The sequence below is a fragment of the Sheuella amnicola genome (genome assembly GCF_010499255.1).
Lineage (GTDB): Bacteria > Pseudomonadota > Gammaproteobacteria > Burkholderiales > Burkholderiaceae_B > Zwartia > Zwartia amnicola.
Genome location: NZ_JAAGRN010000001.1, coordinates 280,839 through 300,463 on the forward strand (window position 1 = coordinate 280,839; position 19,625 = coordinate 300,463).

The 19,625-nt window shown below is 48.2% G+C and carries 19 protein-coding genes and 1 tRNA gene; 17 read left to right on the forward strand and 3 right to left on the reverse strand.

Annotation, left to right across the window (positions count from 1 at the left end; all coding sequences use genetic code 11):
* The first annotated feature begins 140 nt into the window (after positions 1-140).
* The 17 genes from G3I67_RS01360 to G3I67_RS01440 all read left to right on the forward strand — a co-directional run bounded on the left by G3I67_RS01360 (position 141) and on the right by G3I67_RS01440 (position 15,641).
* Positions 141-824: a response regulator transcription factor gene (locus G3I67_RS01360; protein ID WP_375539293.1), complete on the forward strand. Its 684-nt coding sequence runs from the start codon at positions 141-143 to the stop codon at positions 822-824.
* On the forward strand, positions 817-2,175 hold the full coding sequence (locus G3I67_RS01365; RefSeq protein WP_163651166.1) for a sensor histidine kinase: 1,359 nt from the start codon (positions 817-819) through the stop codon (positions 2,173-2,175). Before G3I67_RS01360 ends, G3I67_RS01365 begins: the two co-directional genes overlap by 8 nt.
* 207 nt (positions 2,176-2,382) lie before the next feature.
* Positions 2,383-4,332, forward strand: a complete 1,950-nt coding sequence (gene thrS / locus G3I67_RS01370; protein WP_163651167.1) for a threonine--tRNA ligase — start codon at positions 2,383-2,385, stop codon at positions 4,330-4,332.
* Positions 4,319-4,897: a translation initiation factor IF-3 gene (infC, locus tag G3I67_RS01375; RefSeq protein WP_311197033.1), complete on the forward strand. Its 579-nt coding sequence runs from the start codon at positions 4,319-4,321 to the stop codon at positions 4,895-4,897. Before thrS ends, infC begins: the two co-directional genes overlap by 14 nt.
* Positions 4,898-4,899: 2 nt before the next feature.
* Positions 4,900-5,862 carry a glutathione synthase gene (gene gshB / locus G3I67_RS01380; protein ID WP_163651426.1) on the forward strand — a complete coding sequence of 321 codons (963 nt, stop codon included), beginning with the start codon at positions 4,900-4,902 and terminating at the stop codon, positions 5,860-5,862.
* A 5-nt stretch (positions 5,863-5,867) separates the two neighbouring features.
* On the forward strand, positions 5,868-6,263 hold the full coding sequence (locus G3I67_RS01385; protein ID WP_163651168.1) for a PTS sugar transporter subunit IIA: 396 nt from the start codon (positions 5,868-5,870) through the stop codon (positions 6,261-6,263).
* A 34-nt stretch (positions 6,264-6,297) separates the two neighbouring features.
* On the forward strand, positions 6,298-6,567 hold the full coding sequence (locus tag G3I67_RS01390) for an HPr family phosphocarrier protein (protein ID WP_163651169.1): 270 nt from the start codon (positions 6,298-6,300) through the stop codon (positions 6,565-6,567).
* A 31-nt stretch (positions 6,568-6,598) separates the two neighbouring features.
* The gene (gene ptsP, locus G3I67_RS01395) at positions 6,599-8,311 is read left to right on the forward strand and encodes a phosphoenolpyruvate--protein phosphotransferase (RefSeq protein ID WP_163651427.1); all 1,713 of its coding nucleotides are present in this window, start codon (positions 6,599-6,601) and stop codon (positions 8,309-8,311) included.
* 32 nt (positions 8,312-8,343) lie between these two features.
* Complete coding sequence (locus tag G3I67_RS01400) at positions 8,344-8,598, forward strand: accessory factor UbiK family protein (RefSeq protein ID WP_163651170.1); 255 nt, start codon at positions 8,344-8,346, stop codon at positions 8,596-8,598.
* Positions 8,599-8,702: 104 nt separating this feature from the next.
* The gene (locus G3I67_RS01405) at positions 8,703-10,235 is read left to right on the forward strand and encodes a YifB family Mg chelatase-like AAA ATPase (RefSeq protein WP_163651171.1); all 1,533 of its coding nucleotides are present in this window, start codon (positions 8,703-8,705) and stop codon (positions 10,233-10,235) included.
* A gap of 276 nt (positions 10,236-10,511) precedes the next feature.
* Positions 10,512-10,709 carry a 50S ribosomal protein L35 gene (gene rpmI / locus G3I67_RS01410; RefSeq protein WP_163651172.1) on the forward strand — a complete coding sequence of 66 codons (198 nt, stop codon included), beginning with the start codon at positions 10,512-10,514 and terminating at the stop codon, positions 10,707-10,709.
* Positions 10,710-10,722: 13 nt separating this feature from the next.
* Entirely contained in the window at positions 10,723-11,082 is a 360-nt protein-coding gene (gene rplT / locus G3I67_RS01415) for a 50S ribosomal protein L20 (RefSeq protein WP_163651173.1), read from the forward strand.
* Between the two features lie 76 nt (positions 11,083-11,158).
* On the forward strand, positions 11,159-12,181 hold the full coding sequence (gene pheS, locus G3I67_RS01420; protein ID WP_163651174.1) for a phenylalanine--tRNA ligase subunit alpha: 1,023 nt from the start codon (positions 11,159-11,161) through the stop codon (positions 12,179-12,181).
* Between the two features lie 26 nt (positions 12,182-12,207).
* Positions 12,208-14,619, forward strand: a complete 2,412-nt coding sequence (gene pheT, locus G3I67_RS01425; protein ID WP_163651175.1) for a phenylalanine--tRNA ligase subunit beta — start codon at positions 12,208-12,210, stop codon at positions 14,617-14,619.
* Positions 14,620-14,646: 27 nt separating this feature from the next.
* Positions 14,647-14,976, forward strand: coding sequence for an integration host factor subunit alpha (locus G3I67_RS01430; RefSeq protein ID WP_163651176.1), 330 nt, complete (start codon positions 14,647-14,649; stop codon positions 14,974-14,976).
* A gap of 114 nt (positions 14,977-15,090) precedes the next feature.
* Positions 15,091-15,507: a MerR family transcriptional regulator gene (locus tag G3I67_RS01435; RefSeq protein WP_163651177.1), complete on the forward strand. Its 417-nt coding sequence runs from the start codon at positions 15,091-15,093 to the stop codon at positions 15,505-15,507.
* 57 nt (positions 15,508-15,564) lie between these two features.
* Positions 15,565-15,641: transfer RNA gene (locus G3I67_RS01440), tRNA-Pro, on the forward strand.
* Between the two features lie 49 nt (positions 15,642-15,690).
* On the opposite strand, the gene G3I67_RS01445 is transcribed toward G3I67_RS01440, so the two are convergent.
* From G3I67_RS01445 to map, 3 genes are read right to left on the reverse strand one after another with little or no spacing between them, the layout of a single operon-like run.
* Entirely contained in the window at positions 15,691-16,179 is a 489-nt protein-coding gene (locus G3I67_RS01445) for a disulfide bond formation protein B (RefSeq protein WP_163651178.1), read from the reverse strand.
* Between the two features lies 1 nt (position 16,180).
* The gene (locus tag G3I67_RS01450) at positions 16,181-18,757 is read right to left on the reverse strand and encodes a [protein-PII] uridylyltransferase (RefSeq protein ID WP_163651179.1); all 2,577 of its coding nucleotides are present in this window, start codon (positions 18,755-18,757) and stop codon (positions 16,181-16,183) included.
* Positions 18,758-18,766: 9 nt separating this feature from the next.
* Positions 18,767-19,567, reverse strand: coding sequence for a type I methionyl aminopeptidase (map, locus tag G3I67_RS01455; protein ID WP_163651180.1), 801 nt, complete (start codon positions 19,565-19,567; stop codon positions 18,767-18,769).
* Positions 19,568-19,625: the final 58 nt, after the last annotated feature.

A 19,625-nucleotide genomic window follows, 5' to 3' on the forward strand; every position in this document is an offset into this window, starting at 1 on the left:
GATGCTCAGGATTGAAATGAATGAATTCGCAACGAATGCATTTGCAAATGCACTTTTTATGAACTGTAACATTCGCGCATTTGATCATTAAAATGTTTCAAAGGTATTGCTCTTTTATGCTAATTAAATTTTAGTTCACGATCATGCGCATTCTGTTGATAGAAGACGAAACAGAAATGGCTAGATACTTGCAAAATGGATTGCAAGAGGCCGGCTATGAAGTTGTGCATGCTTCGGATGCAAAATCCGGGTTGATGCAGGCTAATTCTAATCATTGGGACGCCCTGATTATCGACCGCATGTTGCCTGACAATGAAGAAGGTCTGGATATTATTAAAGAAATCCGTCAATCTGGAGAAAAATGTCCAGTCCTGGTCTTGAGCGCTTTATCCAGCCTTGACGAGAGGATACACGGATTGCGCGAGGGGGGCGATGATTACTTGACTAAACCCTTTGCTCTTGTCGAGTTGCTGGCAAGAATCGAAGCCTTGATAAGAAGATCCAATCCCGAAGAAAATACCCGGACACTCAAAGTGGCGGATCTGGTTCTTGACCTTCGCACGCGAAAGGCTAAAAGAGCCGAACAACCAATCATTTTGCAGCCTCGCGAGTTCAGATTGCTGGAGTATCTTGTCAGAAACCAGGGACAACTGGTCACGCGAACCATGCTTCTCGAGGCAGTGTGGGACTTTCACTTTGACCCGGGCACCAATGTGATTGATGTTCAAATCAGTCGACTGCGCAACAAAATCGATAAGGGACATGCTATGCCTTTGCTGCACACCGTGCGCGGTTCAGGTTACATGTTTGGTATTCGTGAATAGAATTTGGCATTCGGTCGCGTTTCGACTTGCCCTGATTTGTGGCAGTCTGGTTGTATTGTCTGTATTGTTGATTTCCGGCGCGCTGTACTTCGGAACGATTGTCGTGATGGAACGCAATGTCGATACGAAAATTGCCGAGATCACAACGAATTTCTCTAACGATGCAAAGCAAAATGGTTTGCTTTCTGTTGCACGCAGAATCGAAAAAAGTCTAAGTGATGGGGTTGATTCTGATGTAGAAATTCTATTGCTTGTGAATCCTCAAGGCATCAAACTGGCAGGCAACATACCTGGTTGGGTGGATGTATTTGTGCCTGTCGATAAAAATTTCAATCGGCAATTGCTCAGGCCAGCCGGGGTATCGGATGTTCGAATGCGCTTGCATCGATTCGATGATGGCGCTTTGATGGTCGTCGGACGTGATATGCGGGATCTCGGCGAAGTCAGGATCCTGATTGTCGAGGCTGTTGCGGTTGGCGGAATATTAGCCTTGATTCTTGCCATCGTAGGTACTTATGTTTTCAGGCGTCAGCTTGAAAAAAGAATCTGGACTATCAGACAAACAACCCTCGATATTGAAGCCGGAAACCTGGAGCGACGTATCAAGGTTGCGAATAAACCAGATGAGTTCGACCGCTTGAGTGAAGACATCAATCGGATGCTGGATAGAATGCAACATTTGATGGATGGTGTTCGTCATGTTTCCAATACGATTGCCCACAATATGCGGACACCGCTGGGACTAATCAGGAATAGGCTTGAGGAGGTCTTGCGCACTCATCCGGATAGGGAAAGCCTTGAAGCCGCATCAGTGTTCACGATAGAAGGTATAGATAATCTAATTGTTGTTCTTGAAAAGCTTTTGCAGATTGCGGAGGCGGAATCAGGCACGCGTCGCCAGCCATTTAGTGCAGTCTCGATCAGGGAAGTGATTCAAGACCTGATTGATCTTTACGCGCCTGCGGCTGAAGATCACGATATTCGCTTTAAAACTTCGATCGAAGGGACGCCTCAAATTCTTGGCGACCGCGATCTCTTGACTGGAATTTTGATTAATTTGTTCGATAATTCGATCAAATATGCCGGCGATGGCGCGACGATTCACATTCAGGCGTTTCAAGACCAAAGTTTTGTCACGCTTATTGTGGAAGATAATGGACTCGGGATTCCCAAAGTTGAAAGCAATAAAGTCTTGCAGCGTTTCTATCGACTAAACAAAGATCAAAGGGGAAGTGGGTTAGGGCTTTCTATTGTCGCTGCATTTACTCAATTGCACGATGGGGATCTTTTTCTTGAGGATGCCAAGCCTGGAATGCGTGTTCGCATGCGATTCCCGCGCGCGGCCGAGTGACACCTGGTGAATCAAAGACGTCCCAGCTTTTTAAGTATCAGAATGATGCACTGTCCGGGCAATGTAACTCTCTTATCAAGTCCGAACTTGACTTGCGTGGGAGAAAACGCCATATCGGGATCGGGGCGAGCCTTGTTGTGGAGCGACTGAATGAGTCCTAACGGATGTTAAAATGCAGGGTTAACTCTCTTGCTTAAGATACTCAGAATGATTGCAATTACTTTGCCTGATGGCTCCGTGCGCGAATACCCCGGTCCCATTACTGTTGCCGAAGTTGCCCAGTCTATTGGTGCCGGTTTGGCGCGTGCCACCCTTGGCGGTCGAATTACTATCGACGGAAAATCCCGACTCGTTGATTCGACATTTCAAATTCATTCGAATGTAAATTTGGCAATTATCACCTCAAAAGACGCTGATGGGCTCGAAATGATTCGTCATTCGACCGCCCATTTGTTGGCTTACGCAGTCAAATCACTTTTTCCTGAAGCCCAAGTCACCATTGGTCCGGTTATAGAAAATGGTTTTTACTATGACTTCGCCTATAAACGTCCATTCACGCCCGAGGATTTGACTGCGATCGAAAAGAAGATGGCCGAACTGGCAAAAAAAGATGAGGTTGTCACGAGGGAAGAATGGTTACGGGATGACGCGGTCAAGTTTTTCAAAGGAATCGGTGAAGATTACAAAGCCGAGTTGATAGAGGCTATTCCAGGCAACGAGACAATTAGCCTGTATCGTGAAGGGGACTTTATCGACTTGTGCCGCGGCCCACATGTGCCTTCCACCGGAAAGCTCAAGGTTTTCAAGTTGATGAAGGTAGCCGGCGCATACTGGCGCGGCGATAGCAACAATGAAATGCTTCAGCGAGTGTATGGTACAGCCTGGGCGACTAAAGAAGATCAGGATGCTTATCTGCATATGCTCGAAGAAGCTGAGCGACGCGATCATCGCAAGATTGGTCGAGATCTTGATCTGTTTCATTTTCAGGAAGAAGGTCCGGGCCTGATTTTCTGGCATCCCAAAGGCTGGGCAATTTGGCAGCAGGTGGAACAGTACATGCGATCCGTTTATAGGGACAATGGCTACAAAGAGGTCAAGGCTCCGCAGATACTAGACATTTCACTATGGAAAAAAACAGGCCACTGGGATAACTATCGCGAAAACATGTTCACGACAGAGTCCGAGAATCGTGTTTATGGCCTTAAACCAATGAACTGTCCCGGTCATGTTCAGATTTTCAATCATGGTTTGCATTCTTACCGTGATTTGCCTTTACGTTACGGCGAATTCGGTCAGTGTCACCGAAACGAGCCATCAGGCTCATTGCATGGAATGATGCGCGTACGTGGCTTTACGCAGGATGATGGGCATATTTTTTGTACTGAAGATCAGCTTCAGGATGAATGTGCCGCATTCACTTCATTGCTGCAAAAGGTTTATTCTGATTTCGGATTTACTGAAGTTCTGTACAAAGTCGCAACCCGTCCGGAAAAGCGTATCGGGTCCGACGAGGTTTGGGATAAGGCTGAATCCGCCTTGATGGAAAGTCTCAAACGCACTGGCTGTGAGTTTGAGGTTTCCCCAGGTGAAGGCGCATTTTATGGCCCGAAAATCGAGTACACGCTAAAGGACGCGATCGGTCGCCATTGGCAATGCGGTACGATTCAGGTTGATTTTTCCATGCCTGAGCGGCTTGGCGCAGCGTTTGTTGATCAAAATGATCAACGACGACCGCCGGTTATGCTGCATCGAGCCATACTTGGTTCGCTTGAGCGTTTTATCGGAATGCTGATAGAAAATCACTCTGGTGCAATGCCTGCATGGCTCGCGCCCGTGCAGGCAGTTGTGTGCTGTATCTCTGAGCCGGCAGCCGATTATGCGGCAGAAATCACACAAAGCCTGAAAAAACAAGGCTTTAGGGTAGAATCAGATTTACGTGCCGAGAAAATCACTTATAAAATTCGTGAACACAGCTTGCAGAAGGTTCCTTACATTCTGGTGGTCGGAGAAAAAGAGCGCCAGTCGGGAGCCGTAGCAGTAAGAGGTCGTGGTGGATTAGACCTAGGGGTGATGCCCATAGGGGAATTCGCTACACTTTTGTCAGAAGACGTGGCTTTACGCCGCAATTCCAGCTCGCCTACTCATCAGGCAGCTTAATTTACTAGGAGTCGTCAACATCGCAACAGAAAAAGCCCATCGCATTAACGGTGAAATCCGAGTTCCCGAAGTGCGTTTGCTAGGTACAGAAGGTGAGCAACTCGGTATCGTCAAGACATTCGACGCTATTCGAATGGCTGAAGAAAATGAAGTGGATCTGGTTGAAATCGCGCCCAACGCCGAACCGCCGGTCTGCAGACTCATGGACTACGGCAAATTCAAGTATCAGGAGCAAAAGCGCCTGGCTGAAGCCCGTTCAAAGCAAAAAATAATTCAAGTCAAGGAAATCAAGTTTCGTCCGGCAACCGACGAAGGTGATTACCAGGTCAAGTTACGCAATTTGAAACGTTTTCTTGAAGAGGGCGACAAAGCGAAAGTGACTTTGCGTTTTCGTGGTCGCGAAATGGCACACCAGGAACTTGGCATGCGTGTGCTTGAACGTGTCCGGGATGATTTGACCGATATGGCCGTTGTTGAAGCGATGCCAAAACTTGAAGGTCGTCAAATGGTGATGGTGTTGTCGCCACGCAAAAAGGCGCCAGGTAAAACCGAAGCGACTGCATAATGTTGAATGTCCTGTTCATACTGGATCCGCTTCCTGCGCTGAACGCGTACAAGGATAGTTCTGTTGCGATGATGCAGGCACTAGAGTCTCGCGGTCATCGCATCAGTGTCGCACTGCAAAGCGACCTGTTCATCCTCGATGGACAGGTTTCTGCTCGTGCGACGGAAATTCAGTTAGTGCATGGTGCGGATTTGCATCAGAAAAATTGGTGGAAGGTTGTATCGAATCCAAAAGACATTTTGCTTAAGGATTTTGGTGCCATTCTGATGCGAAAGGATCCGCCTTTCGATATGGAATATGTCTACACCACCCATATGCTCGAGTTCGCTCAAGCTCAGGGAGCCAAAGTTTTCAACGGTGGAGATGCCATACGCAATCATCCCGAAAAACTCGCAATTACCGAGTTTCCGGAATTCACCGCGCCTACGCTAGTTTCACGCGATATGGAAAGGCTCAAAGCTTTCCATGCTTTGCATAGGGATGTGATTGTTAAACCTCTGGACGGAATGGGTGGGACAGGTATTTTCAGGCTTGGAATCAATGAACCAAACTTGAATGCCATCCTTGAAACTCTCACTAAGGATGGATCTCAAACAATCATGGCCCAACGTTATATTCCTGAAATTACAAAAGGGGATAAGCGTATATTGCTCATTGGCGGGGAACCGGTTCCTTACTGCCTGGCCCGTATACCGTTGGCTGGCGAAACGCGTGGCAATCTTGCCGCCGGCGGCAGGGGAGTGGCTCAACCACTTTCAGAGCGTGACTGGTTCATCGCCCGGTCTATTGCTCCCAAGCTGGCTGAAAGAGGTTTATTACTTGTCGGTCTGGATGTGATCGGAGATTATGTCACTGAAATCAATGTGACTAGCCCGACCTGTTTTGTCGAAATTACCGAGCAAACCGGTTTTAATGTCGCAAACAGACTTGTCGAGGCACTCGAGTTCGCCATAGCTCAAGTCTAAACATCATGATTTCGATTGCCGTGATAGCACACACTCCATTGGCTTCGGCATTGGTGGAATGTGCTAAACATGTTCTCGGGCATGACCCTTATGTCGATTTTTTCGATGTTCAACCGAATCAGTGTGCGGCAGATTGCGCTGCAACAATCGCTGATCAATTGATGGCCCTCGATCGGGGGGATGGCATTTTGGTGTTGACTGATTTACCGGGGGCATCTCCCTCGAATATCGCCGTCAGGGCATGTCACATCGCTCAAGAATCGGGTGTAAGCTGTTGCGTATTGGGCGGAGTGAACGCGTCCATGTTGCTGCGCGCCATCAATTATCGTCAGGGAAATTTGGAGGACGTGGCTTCTTGCGCGCTAGCTGGTGCAAATAGTGCTCTTATGCGTGTAGACTGAGGTATGTTTGAACATCCTCTCAATTGACCTCACCATGCCACAGATAGATATTGTCATATCAAATAAGTTAGGATTGCACGCTCGAGCTGCAGCCAAGTTGACTCAATTGGCTGGCCAATTCAAATGCGATATTCATATTGCCAAGGGTGCGAAACGTGTCAATGCAAAGAGCATTATGGGCGTCATGATGCTTGCTGCTGGTTTAGGTTCGACGGTAACAGTCGATGCAGTTGGTGATGGTGAAGACCAAGCTTTAACTGACATTCAGGCGCTTTTCAATGATAAATTCGGCGAAGGTCAATAAGCTGGTTGCAAGTACTGTGCTTGGGCCGACGATGTGCCTTTACGGGCAGGGCGTTTCTCGCGGTTATGCGATCGGTCGGGTTGTTGTCATGGGCGCTGCTGCCCTTGAGGTTGCCCACTACCGCATTGCACCTGAATCCGTTCAGTCTGAGAAAAACAGGTTAATTCAGGCGTTGCAGGCAACTCAGCAAGAAATGCAAGAGATGGCTGATAACCTGCCGGATGATGCTCCGCGCGAACTCGCAGCATTATTGACGGTGCACCGAATGCTGCTTTCCGATCCTTTGATATCGGATGAGACGCTTTCACTGATCGAGGATAAGCACTACAACGCAGAGTGGGCCTTAACCACGCAAGGACAGCTTCTCGGTGAACAATTCGCCGCAATGGACGACGAATATCTGCGAGAAAGAGGATCGGATGTCCGTCAGGTAATTGAACGGGTGCTTGTGCTGTTATCCGGTTCGAAAACTGCACTTCGATTGGATCACGAGTCTGATAGTGACGAGTTATTGATCGTTGTCGCGCATGATATTTCGCCTGCGGACATGATTCGTCTACGTGGGGCCCGATTTGCCGGTTTCGCTACTGACTTGGGTGGCTCGACTTCTCATACGGCAATTGTTGCGCGCAGCATGGGAGTCCCTGCGGTTGTGGCGTTGGGCCATATACGCGCATTGGTTCGCGATGGCGACAGAATAATTGTCGACGGAGCTAATGGCACTGTTCTGGTCAATCCATCCGAGGTTGCACTTCAAGAATATCGCAGACTTCAGCAAGATTTTATTGATGAACGCGCCGAACTGCTTTTGTTGAAAGATGTTGAGGCTGAGACGCTGGATGGCATGAAAATCACCCTTCACGCCAATATAGAATTGCCCGATGAGGCCGAGCTCGCATTGGAGAACGGTGCATCGGGAATAGGGTTGTTCCGTAGCGAGTTTTTATTCATGGGTCGTGCCGACTTGCCTTCGGAAGAAGAGCAATATCTTGCCTATTCGACTGCAGTCAAGGCAATGAAAGGTTTGCCGGTAACCATTCGTACCCTTGATATCGGAGCGGATAAAACACTTGATGGTGAAGCTACGGTTGCGACAAATCCCGCCCTTGGCCTGCGTGCAATCCGTTTTTGCCTCGCCAATCCTGAATTGTTCGCCACACAACTAAGGGCGATTTTGCGTGCATCTGTCCATGGACCTGTGCGTATTTTGATCCCCATGGTTTCACATATGCATGAAGTAATCGCAACTCGCGCAGCTATCGCCTCTGCGCGTCAAGAGCTTGATGCCAAGGGACAATCTTACGCAGAACATATTGAACTGGGTGCCATGGTGGAAGTACCTGCCATTGCAATCGCGATCGAACCATTTGCAGCAGCACTTGATTTTCTGTCTATCGGTACAAACGACCTGATTCAATATACGCTTGCGATCGACCGTGCCGATAACGAAGTATCGACCCTTTACGACCCCTTACATCCTGCCGTTTTGCGTTTAATTGCCAACACGATTAATGCCGGAGTTCGATTCGGCAAGTCCGTTTCCGTATGTGGTGAAATGGCTGGCGATGCCCATTTGACCCGACTGTTGCTCGGATTGGGTTTGACTGAGTTTTCGATGCACCCGCAACAGTTGTTGGATGTGAAGCGAGAAATCAGAAATGCACATTCCAATGCGTTGCGAAATAAAGTTGCACAAGCGTTGAACCGAGCGCATGCAGTTGATCCCTCGTCGCTTTATCATTGATACGACAAATTTAGTTACTGGAGGTATGCATCATGGCTAAACCGAATGCCTGGTTTGAAGAATTTCAAAAAAATGTTTCTGAACTGATCGCAAAGAGTCCTGCGGCTGATATTGAACGCAATGTGAAAGCGTTCATGGGTTCGGCGTTTAATAAAATGGATTTGATCACCCGCGAAGAATTCGACATTCAGGTCGACTTGCTTGCACGGGCACTTCAGCGAATTGAAAAACTCGAGTCTCAAGTGCAAGCTCTCGAGCACCGGGTCAGTTCGCTCGAATCCGAATAATAATTTTCTCATCATGCCAAGCCGCCGGACAGAAATGTCCAGGCGGCTTTCTTTTTTCTCCGCATCAGGGATCATGAGTGATTCAAATTTATGCTGGAGGAGAAATGACACTCGCTGTTTTGAAAAGCCGATCATTAATCGGCATTCAGGCGCCGGTTGTTCGTGTTGAAGTTCATCTGACATCCGGTCTGCCTTGTTTTACGATTGTCGGATTGGCGGATGCTGAAGTCAAAGAAAGTCGCGAGCGGGTTAGGGCGGCGATCCAGAGTAGTGGGTTTGCCTTTCCATGCGGACGTCTTACGGTGAATTTGTCGCCTGCGGATTTACCAAAAGAGTCGGGTCGATTCGATTTGCCTATAGCGCTTGGTGTGTTACTTGCGTCTGGGCAAATTGAAATGCCTGAGCTTATGGTGCGGTACGACGACACGGCGTATAAACCAACTTTGGCTAATTGGGTGTTTGCGGGTGAATTATCGTTATCAGGGGTGTTGGTTCCGATTGCCGGTGCTGTTTCTATTGCTTTGGCAGTAGCACGGGATGACCAACACGCATGTCTGGTATTGCCGTCACAAAGTGCGGACATGGCTGCACGCGTGCCGGGTGTTCAAATTTACAAAGCCCTGAGTCTGATTGACGTGGTTAGACATCTTACCGGTGCCGAACAATTGCCGCATGCAACCCCGAAAGAATCTTTGGCCCCCACTTTGAATGATCATTGTCTGTCAGAGGTAAAGGGGCAGCTTTTCGCTAAAAGAGCGCTGGAAATTGCGGCTGCAGGGGGGCACAGTCTTCTGATGTCTGGCTCTCCTGGTGTCGGCAAAAGTATGCTTGCCAGTCGGTTGCCCGGAATTTTGCCGGATTTGACGGAAGCTGAATCGCTTGAAGTCGCGTCGATCGCCGCCTTTTCCGCCACCAATCACCATTTCGTCTGGGGCGCGCGTCCTTATCGTTGTCCACATCACTGCTCATCGGCTTCAGCCATTCTGGGAGGGGGAGCAAGACCGCAACCTGGAGAAGTCACATTAGCTCATAAAGGGGTGTTGTTTCTGGATGAAGTTCCTGAATTCGATCGTAGAGTGATTGAAGGATTAAGAGAGCCTTTGGAAGCAAAGGAGGTATGCATTTCTAGGGCACGTCACCGAGTGACATATCCTGCAGATTTTCAGTTGATCGCGGCAATGAACCCTTGTCCTTGCGGTTGGCGAGACCACCCCGAAAAGCACTGTAGTTGTCGGCCAGAACACATTGATCGTTATCAGAAGCACTTGTCAGGACCCTTTTTGGACAGAATCGATATCAAGATTAATGTGGGTGAGATTGATCACTCCTGGCTAAATCTTCCTGCAGGAGAGCCATCAAGTTCAGTTCGTGTGCGCGTGACAAGGGCCCGCAATATCCAGCTCTCCAGACAAGGGTGTGCGAATTACGAAATGAATTCTTCATCTCTAGATAAATATTGCCAAATGGATCTGGAGGCTAAAAAACTATTAGCGAAAACTGTTCAGGCCATGCGATTATCTGCAAGGTCCATACAAAAAATAAGAAAAGTTTCCAGAACTTGTGCAGACTTAGACGGTGCGGACCTGATTGCCGTGTCGCACCTTGGGGAAGCAATACAGCTACGCCACAAGCATTGAAAGCTGTTTGAATATTCAGGATAGGGTAGGATGCTATGTTTTAAAAAATATCGTATAATCAAAGGCTTCGTTGGATTTCTTGTTAAATTACAAATCAAAATCCAATGAGGTGCTGACGAGGTATGCGGTGTGGTGCTCTACTAATTCCCCATGCTTCCTAGTTGGCTGTAGTGCAAAAGAAGTGCCCCGGGGTTATCAAGACCTGGCTGATTCTTGCTATTTGACAGGATTTGCCAGTGCACCTATCGGACACAAATTCAAGCAACAGGATTTATTATGCCTAAAATGAAGACCAAGAAAAGCGCTTCCAAGCGTTTTCAGGTCCGTGGAAGCGGATCTATCAAGCGGGGACAGGCGTTCAAGCGCCATATCCTGACCAAGAAAACCACCAAGAACAAGCGCCAACTGCGCGGTTCGGCAGCGGTTGATAAAACAAACGTGGCTTCTGTTAAAGCCATGATGCCATTCGCTTGATAGGAGATTAACTATGCCTCGCGTAAAACGTGGTGTAACGGCCCGCGCCCGTCACAAAAAAGTCATTAACGCTGCTAAAGGATATCGTGGTCGTCGTGGCAACGTGTTCCGTATCGCTAAACAGGCCGTCATGCGTGCCGGTCAATATGCGTATCGCGATCGCCGCAACAAAAAGCGTACATTCCGCGCCCTGTGGATTACGCGTATTAATGCAGCCGTCCGTGAACTCGATATGACCTACAGCGTATTCGTTGCAGGTCTAAAAAAGGCTGCAATCGAGCTTGATCGCAAGGTGCTGGCAGATATGGCAGTCAACGACAAAGCCGGTTTTGCCGCTGTGGTCAATCAGGTCAAGTCGGCTTTGGCTGCTTAATACCTGAAAGTTGTAATTGCCAAACGGGGCCGCTGGGCTCCGTTTGCATTTTTAAGCTGTGATATCTGAAGGTGTGATGACTGATATGGTCGATGATCTGATTCAACAGGCTCGTACGCTGTTTGCGCAAGCGACCGATGCTGCATCGCTTGAAAATGCCAAAGCCAGGTTTCTTGGCAAGCAAGGCAGCTTGACTGAGATGCTAAAAGGTCTTGCAAAGCTTGATGCTGACACTAAACGTAGCGAAGGTGCCCGAATTAATGTGATTAAGCAGGAGATCGAATCTTTGCTTAATGCGCGTCGCGCCGAAATGGCTCAGGCTGAATTGAATGCCAGATTGGCATCTGAGACAATCGACGTCACTCTTCCCGGACGAGGTTCGAGTCGTGGAACGATTCATCCCGTTATCCGGACGTGGCAACGCGTAGAAGCCATTTTCAAATCGATCGGTTTTGACGTTGCAGATGGCCCTGAAATTGAAAACGACTGGACCAACTTCACTGCGCTCAATAATCCGGAAAATCATCCTGCACGTTCTATGCAGGATACCTTTTATGTCGACATCAAAGACGAGCAGGGGCTACCGTTATTGTTGCGTACTCATACGAGCCCGATGCAGGTTCGATATGCGCGCATGCATCAGCCTCCAATAAAAGTAATTGCGCCCGGACGCACATATCGCGTCGATAGTGATGCAACGCATTCTCCGATGTTTCATCAGGTCGAGGGTCTTTGGATTGCCGAAAATATTTCTTTCGCTGATTTGAAAGGCGTCTACACCAATTTTCTCAGATGTTTTTTTGAAACCGAAGATCTTGAATTACGCTTCAGACCTTCCTTTTTTCCGTTCACAGAACCTTCTGCTGAAATCGACATGATGTTCACATCCGGACCCAACAAGGGACGATGGCTCGAGATATCGGGGTCTGGTCAAGTGCACCCGGATGTGATTCGAAATTTCGGTCTGGATCCTGAGCGCTATATTGGTTTCGCATTTGGTTCCGGACTTGAGCGACTGACGATGCTGAGATATGGCGTCAATGATTTGCGTCAGTTCTTCGAGGGCGATCTGCGCTTCTTGCGCCAGTTCAATAATTAATTCTGTTCAGATAGTGACGGTGCATCATGCAATTTCCTGAGTCTTGGTTGCGTAAGTTAGTCAACCCCAATATCAGTACAGATGAACTATCCCATCGCTTGACGATGGCCGGGCTGGAGGTTGAGGAAGTCAATCCCGTTGCCCCTGCGTTTTCCGGCATTGTTGTGGCAAAAATCATTTCCGCAGAGCAACATCCCAATGCAGACAAACTCCGAGTTTGCCAAGTTGACGCTGGCACTGGTTCACCGTTGCAAATCGTATGCGGTGCTCCGAATGCCGCAGCTGGTATCAAGGTTCCACTAGCCACTGTTGGAGCAATCATGCCCGGCGGCATGAAAATTGGTGTGGCCAAGATGCGTGGCGTCGAGTCCTCAGGTATGTTGTGTTCAGCGCGGGAACTTGGTCTTTCGCAGGATCATGCCGGCTTGATGATACTGCCTGATTCTATGGTTGAGGGAACCGACATCAGAAATGCCCTCGATTTAGACGACACGATTTTCACGCTTAAATTAACCCCGAATCGTTCGGATTGTCTGTCGATTCTCGGCGTCGCACGGGAAGTTGCCGCACTAACCGGAGCTGCGTTGCACGCACCAGCTTCCCCGACGATTCAGCCGACTCTTAACGAGGTTTTACCGGTTAAGGTTACCGCCCCTGATTTGTGCGGACGATTCGCAGGAAGAGTGATTCGTGGCGTGAATGCTCGCGCGCAAACTCCTGCTTGGATGGTTGAGCGATTGCTTCGAGCCGGTCAAAGATCTGTATCGGCTCTTGTGGATATTTCGAACTATGTCATGCTCGAAGTCGGTCGGCCTACTCATGTCTTTGATCTGGATAAGATTCCGGCACCCGAGCTGGAAGTTCGCTGGGCAAAAAATGGCGAAAAGTTAACCCTATTGAATGAACAAACAATTGATTTGGATTCATCAATGGGTGTAATTACGAGTCAGGATGTCCCCGAAAGCCTCGCCGGCATTATGGGGGGGCTGTCCACATCAGTGACACTCGATACTAAAAATATCTATCTTGAGGCCGCATTCTGGTGGCCTGACGCGATTGCGGGAAGAGCTCGCAAGTTGAAACTTTCCTCAGAGGCAAGTCATCGTTTCGAGCGAGGCGTTGATTTTCAATCGATACCCGAGCATATTGAACTGATCACCGGCTTAATTCTCGACATCTGCGGCGGTCAAGCCGGTCCGATCGATGACCAGTTTATTAATTTGCCAGTCCGAGCTCCGGTCAAGATGCGATTGGATCGCTGTAGTCGTATTCTTGGAGTTTCAATTTCTCACGAGCAGGTCTCGCAGATCTTTTCCAAGCTTGGATTGTCCTTTGAACTTAGTGGGGATATCTATACAGTTTCGCCTCCTAGCTATCGATTCGATATCAAAATCGAAGAAGATCTAATTGAAGAAATTGCAAGGATAATCGGGTTTGAAAATATCCCGGCTAATCCGCCTGTTGCGCCCGCAATCATGCGGATTGCTCCTGAGACGACGCGTTCGGCTCACACCATTCGCGCTGAAATGGCTTCGCTGGACTATCAGGAAGTCATTAATTTCTCATTTGTGGAAGAGTCCTGGGAATCGGAAATGGTTGGAAATGTCAATCCGATCAAACTACTTAATCCGATTGCTAGCCAATTAGCAGTCATGCGCTCCTCGTTAATACCGGGACTGGTTGCAAACATTCGCTACAACGCAAATAGAAAACAGTCCAGAGTTCGCGTTTTCGAATTGGGTCGTGTGTTTAATCGTGACGCAATGATCAAGGATGGTGCATTAACAGTAGCAGGGGTAAATCAGCCACAGTTTCTCGCTGGTGCGGCCTGGGGCCCTTACGTCGAGGATCAATGGGGTGAACGTACCCGCAATGTTGATTTTTTTGATGTCAAAAATGATGTAGAGAAATTGTTCTCAAGTAGCGATCATGGTCTAGAGTTTGTTCCTCAGTCACATCCCGGACTGCATCCCGGACGCTCAGCAAGGATTCATCATGCAGGGAACCCGGTCGGATGGATCGGTGAAATCCACCCCAAGTTCGTACAAAGTCAGGATCTTCAATCGGCGCCAGTTGTATTTGAGCTGACCCTTGATTCTCTTACATCGATTCCCATGCCTCACGTCCAGGAGTTGTCACGTCAACCCATGGTGCAGCGCGACATGGCTTTGTGGGTTTCCGCCGAACTAAATGTAGGCGAGCTGATCAAGACTATTCAGGCTACGATCAAGGCAGACGAGACACTTTCAGTTATCCGTGATGTTCGCTTGTTCGACGTCTGGCGAGATCCTGCTAAAGGTGATCATGGTGAAAAGAGTCTTGCTTTCAGGTTCTGGTTGCAGGACACTGAAGTTACGCTGGATGACGCGCGTGTGGATGCGTGTTTATTGCGAGTGCGTCAAGCCCTTGAAACCGGGCATCAAGCGCGTCAACGATAGACATTCTTTCGATACAAAGAAGATATTATGAATTCCGATACATCGATTACTGAAGTTCGCACCTTAACCAAAGCCGAATTGGCAGAAATGCTTTTTGATCGTGTTGGCTTGAATAAGCGCGAAGCAAAGGACATTGTCGATACGTTTTTTGAAGAAATTCGTGACTCTCTTGCACGTGGTGAATCCGTTAAGCTTTCCGGATTTGGTAATTTTCAGGTTCGAAATAAACCACCTCGTCCGGGTCGTAATCCAAAAACCGGTGAAACCATTCCGATTGCAGCACGAAGAGTCGTTACTTTTCATGCAAGTCAAAAGCTTAAGGGCGCGGTTGAAAATTCCGGTAACCATCAGGTTTAATCTTTTATATCGAACTTCAGGCAAGATAATCATATTTGCCTGAAACACAGAAGCTGTGTAATCTAAAAGACCTGCTTGCAACTATTAAACGTACATCGCTCTGATACTCTGTTCATGACAATTACCGATAAGTCCGTTGTACTTCCCCCGATTCCGGCCAAACGCTACTTCACCATAGGTGAGGTGAGCGATCTTTGCGCGGTCAAGCCGCACGTCTTGAGATATTGGGAACAAGAATTTACGCAATTGAAACCGGTTAAGCGTCGAGGAAATCGGCGCTATTACCAACATCACGAAGTTTTGCTTATTCGTAAGATTCGCGAATTGCTTTACGAACAAGGGTTTACGATTAGCGGAGCTAGAAATCGGCTTGGAGAGGGCAGGGACGCGCCTCAAGATCCCGAAGCAGCAGTTCGTCTATCGGCACAGGAACTGCAAGGCCTTAGATCTGAGCTTATGAATATTCGAACTTTACTTGCCAAAGTTTCCGAGTCCGGCTCAAGCACCGGTTTACTTGATTTGCATTCGTAATATCGAACTATGCAGGTCGAGAATTTTTTTCCGACCTCTGATATACTTCTCGTCTTTCGGGGCGTAGCGCAGCCTGGTAGCGCACTTGCATGGGGTGCAAGGGGTCGCGAGTTCGAATCCCGCCGTCCCGACCAGTACTTAGAGGGTTAGTCTTAAAAAGACTAACCCTTTTTCGTTTGTGTTTTATTTATATTTTTTGGTCAAAGAGATGAGGGCTGCGGTTGCCAAGCCGCCAAGAAAAATAAATAGCATCATGCTCCAGTAGGCATACTCGACCCCTAGCACAGTTACTTTCGCATCCATGCAAGATGCATAAATTCCAAATAGCCATGGCAATGTCGATTCAAGGCCTGATTGGGTCATGACTTGATCAGCCAATGTCTGGGCGCATGAGAAAGAATTAGATGCCACTTTTACCTGGTACCAAGCAGAAGTGATGCCAGCGACACAAAGTGCAAGCACAATCGACATAAATACGGATAGTCTTAAGCGGCTTGGCTGTCCTACAACGCCTGCTAAACACATTGCACTGATGCAGAGGTAAATCAGGCGCTGAAATACGCACCATGCGCATGGAGGCATATTAAATACATACTGAGAAATCAACGCCAAAAGGACGCCGCTAAAACTTAAGAGACCGATGGCGGCAAGAACTAGTCTATTTCTCTGCATGTCAGTTGTCCTGTGTCAATGAGTCTAGAACCGCCCGTTCAAAGCTTCTTTGACTACGGGGTTGGAGTAAAGTTTCCCCGCTAATGACGAATACATCCTCTACACGATCCCCGAGTGTCATGACTTTAGCGGTTTGTACCTCTAGACCATATTCAATGAAGGTCTTGGCAATATCCCCAAGAAGTCCGGGACGATCCGTTGCGGTGATTTCAAGTCTCCAGTTGTGCTTTTGATCATCCGGGTAAAGCTCAACAACAGGTGGAACCGGAAATGCTCTGGACATGCGCGAACGGCGGCGACCTGAGGTGTTTGCAATCACTATGTCTGACTTTGTCTTATCGTTTAAATACCGAGACAGTTCATGCTCGATCAGTGATGCTTGCGAGCGTAGGTCTTCACTTGCAGTAACGGGCAGCACAATAAAACTATCAAGCGCATAGCCATTTCTTGTCGTATGGATTCGCGCATCCTGGATACTGAATCCTCTTGCACCAAAATACATGCAGATGCGGGCAAACAAATCTGACTTGTCTTTTGTGTAGACCATGACTTGCAAGCCTTCTCCATGCTCAGTGGGACGGGCTTTGACGACGGAGTTCTCTGGTGACGCCTGATAGTAAAGATGCCTGGTGTGCCAGGCGATGTCGGCAGCATCGTGCCTCAGAAAGTAGGCGACATCCAACTGCCTCCAGAATTCTTCGCGAGTATCGTCACGTAACCCCGCCAGCCTTGTCAGACCAGCGGCCTCATCCATTCTGAGTTTGAGTACTGTCTTGGTATCTTCAGAAGTATTACCTAGCGCCGAACGTGTTAGTTTGAATAAATCCTCGAGCAATTTACCTTTCCATGCATTCCAGACTTTGGGACTCGTGCCCCTGATGTCGGCCACAGTCAACAGATATAACGCAGTGAGCTTTCGAGTGTTACCGACAAGTTGGGCGAAATCCTGTATGACTTGGGGATCGGACAAATCTTTTTTCTGAGCTACTTGCGACATGGCCAGATGGTTGGCAACAAGAAAAACCAGTAAATCAGTATCCGTACTGTCTAGCCCATGTTCGATTGCGAAATGTTTGACTTCCACTGCGCCAAGAGCCGAGTGATCACCACCTCGACCTTTTGCGATGTCGTGAAATAAAGCGGCGGCATACAAAAGCCAATGCTTTTCAAGCCCTGCAATCAATTCGGTCGCCAGCGGATACTCTTGCGCATGCTCAGGCATCGTGAATCGACGCAAATTTCTGATGACAGTCAAAATGTGCTGATCCACGGTGTAGACATGGAACAGATCATGTTGCATTTGACCGACTATCTTTCTGAAGACTGGAAGATAACGAGGAAGGATGTTTAGCATATTCATGCGACGTAATGCATGAACGATGCCCTGAGGTTGTTGGAGAATTTTCAGGAATAAATCTTTGTTTTCTTTTTTGGCTCTAAAGGCCGAATCTATCAAACCCCTGGCGTGCCAAATGGCACGTAACGCACGACCCGATAACTCAGTCACCTCCGGGTGCTGTTGCATAACGAGAAACACATTTAACAATTGCGAAGGATCTTTCTCGAAGAGATTCTCGTCGATGACATCAAGCCGATGATGCCTGACAACATAATTTTGATCGATCCTACGGATATTGCTTTCATCAATCCGGATAAGTCTTTCTTCGATGTTTTGAACTAGGAGTGTATTAAGCTGTGTTACAAGACGTGCCGCCCAATAGTATCTCTGCATGAGGATTTCACTGGCTCGACGTCCCTCTGAGGACTTGAAACCATAAACTTCAGCCAAACCGTTTTGTATATCGAATAACAACCGATCTTCCCTTCGTTTGACCAGAAGATGCAATTCGATTCTGACGCGCTTGAATGCTTGTTCCGCCCGATTCAAATCTCGTGCCTCGGCTTCGGTCAATAATCCGGCATCTGCAATTTGTTCCCAAGAGCTACCAAATCCGGCCGCACGAGCCATCCACATGATCACTTGCAAATCACGCAAGCCACCGGGGGACTCTTTGCAATTAGGCTCCAACGCATAGGGTGTGTCTTGATAACGGGCGTATCTTTGCTGCATTTCAGCCCGCTTGGCACGGAAGAATTTGAGCGGATCAAGATGAGCTTTAAGCGTTTGTGTAAATTCGTTAAAAAGTGCGTCGCATCCGGCGATGCGCCTGGCTTCAAGCAAACTGGTTTGAACGGTAATGTCCGATGCGGCCTCTGCGACGCATTGCTTGATAGTTCTGACGCTGTAACCTGGCTCCAGACCCACATCCCACATGGAGGCGACTAGCGCGCTTAAAAGTGTTTCTTCCTTTTCGTTTGGATCATGGGGGAGCAGAATGAGTAAATCAAGATCGGAATAGGGGTATAGTTCGCCGCGCCCATACCCCCCCACTGCAGCTAGTGCTGCGCCTTCAGGTATTGGACATATCTTCAGTAATTTATTCAGAATCAGATCGGCACTGCGACAAAGGGCTGCAAGCAAAGTGTCCGGTTGACGGTGTGCGCGGTACTGGTCAGTTGCTGCTTGACGCATCAACTGCAATTCGGAACGCAACTCTGAGATTTGCAGTTGATCCATGTATCCTTCTTACTTGGTCATGAAGGAGGGGGGAGGGGGCATATCATCTGAAATCGTCAGAACTTCAAAACCTGTTTCAGTGACAAGTATCGAATGCTCCCACTGCGCGGAAAGACTGTGGTCACGTGTCACGACTGTCCAGCCATCGGCGAGTTGACGTATTTCGCGTCTACCGGCATTGATCATCGGTTCTATCGTAAAAATCAGTCCAGGCTCCATGACATCCCCGGATCCGGCTTTGCCATAGTGAAGAATTTGTGGATCTTGATGAAATTTCTGACCGATTCCGTGACCGCAAAACTCACGAACAACCGAGAAGCCCTGGTTTTCTGCATGTTTTTGAATGGCTTGGCCAATATGACCGAGTGTGTTGCCAGGTTTAACTTGTTGAATTCCAAGCCACATGCACTCATAAGTCACTTCGGTCAATCTTTTTGCCTGAATGGATGGCTCACCGACGTAATACATTCGGCTGGTGTCCCCGAACCAGCCATCTTTGATGATGGTGACGTCTATATTCAATATGTCCCCGTTTTTTAATAATTTGTCTCCGGGGACGCCATGGCAGACCTGATGATTAACAGACGTGCAAATCGCTCCGGGAAAAGGTGGATAGCCCGGAGGAGCATAGCCAACTGTCGCAGACTTAACCTTGAGCTCATCGGTCAGGTATTGAAGACATAATTTGTCAAGTTCACCTGTCGTCACGCCAGGCTTGACGTAAGGAGCGATGAAATCCAGAATTTTTGCTGCATCGCGGCACGCGGCGCGCATACGATCCAGATCGTCGGTATTTGTGACTAAACCCATGGTGACTTGAGTGAAATAGGTGAAAGATAGTAGAATTATAGGCTTATCGAAATTTGTG

Bases quoted from the DNA above. Each gene is read 5' to 3' on its own strand.
- rplT (WP_163651173.1), top strand. From the start codon at position 10,723: ATGCCTCGCGTAAAACGTGGTGTAACGGCCCGCGCCCGTCACAAAAAA.
- G3I67_RS01400 (WP_163651170.1), top strand. From the start codon at position 8,344: ATGGCTAAACCGAATGCCTGGTTTGAAGAATTTCAAAAAAATGTTTCT.
- G3I67_RS01405 (WP_163651171.1), top strand. From the start codon at position 8,703: ATGACACTCGCTGTTTTGAAAAGCCGATCATTAATCGGCATTCAGGCG.
- rpmI (WP_163651172.1), top strand. From the start codon at position 10,512: ATGCCTAAAATGAAGACCAAGAAAAGCGCTTCCAAGCGTTTTCAGGTC.
- ptsP (WP_163651427.1), top strand. From the start codon at position 6,599: ATGTGCCTTTACGGGCAGGGCGTTTCTCGCGGTTATGCGATCGGTCGG.
- G3I67_RS01390 (WP_163651169.1), top strand. From the start codon at position 6,298: ATGCCACAGATAGATATTGTCATATCAAATAAGTTAGGATTGCACGCT.
- map (WP_163651180.1), bottom strand. From the start codon at position 19,567: ATGGGTTTAGTCACAAATACCGACGATCTGGATCGTATGCGCGCCGCG.
- pheS (WP_163651174.1), top strand. From the start codon at position 11,159: ATGACTGATATGGTCGATGATCTGATTCAACAGGCTCGTACGCTGTTT.
- G3I67_RS01450 (WP_163651179.1), bottom strand. From the start codon at position 18,757: ATGGATCAACTGCAAATCTCAGAGTTGCGTTCCGAATTGCAGTTGATG.
- G3I67_RS01435 (WP_163651177.1), top strand. From the start codon at position 15,091: ATGACAATTACCGATAAGTCCGTTGTACTTCCCCCGATTCCGGCCAAA.
- G3I67_RS01430 (WP_163651176.1), top strand. From the start codon at position 14,647: ATGAATTCCGATACATCGATTACTGAAGTTCGCACCTTAACCAAAGCC.
- pheT (WP_163651175.1), top strand. From the start codon at position 12,208: ATGCAATTTCCTGAGTCTTGGTTGCGTAAGTTAGTCAACCCCAATATC.
- G3I67_RS01445 (WP_163651178.1), bottom strand. From the start codon at position 16,179: ATGCAGAGAAATAGACTAGTTCTTGCCGCCATCGGTCTCTTAAGTTTT.
- thrS (WP_163651167.1), top strand. From the start codon at position 2,383: ATGATTGCAATTACTTTGCCTGATGGCTCCGTGCGCGAATACCCCGGT.
- G3I67_RS01385 (WP_163651168.1), top strand. From the start codon at position 5,868: ATGATTTCGATTGCCGTGATAGCACACACTCCATTGGCTTCGGCATTG.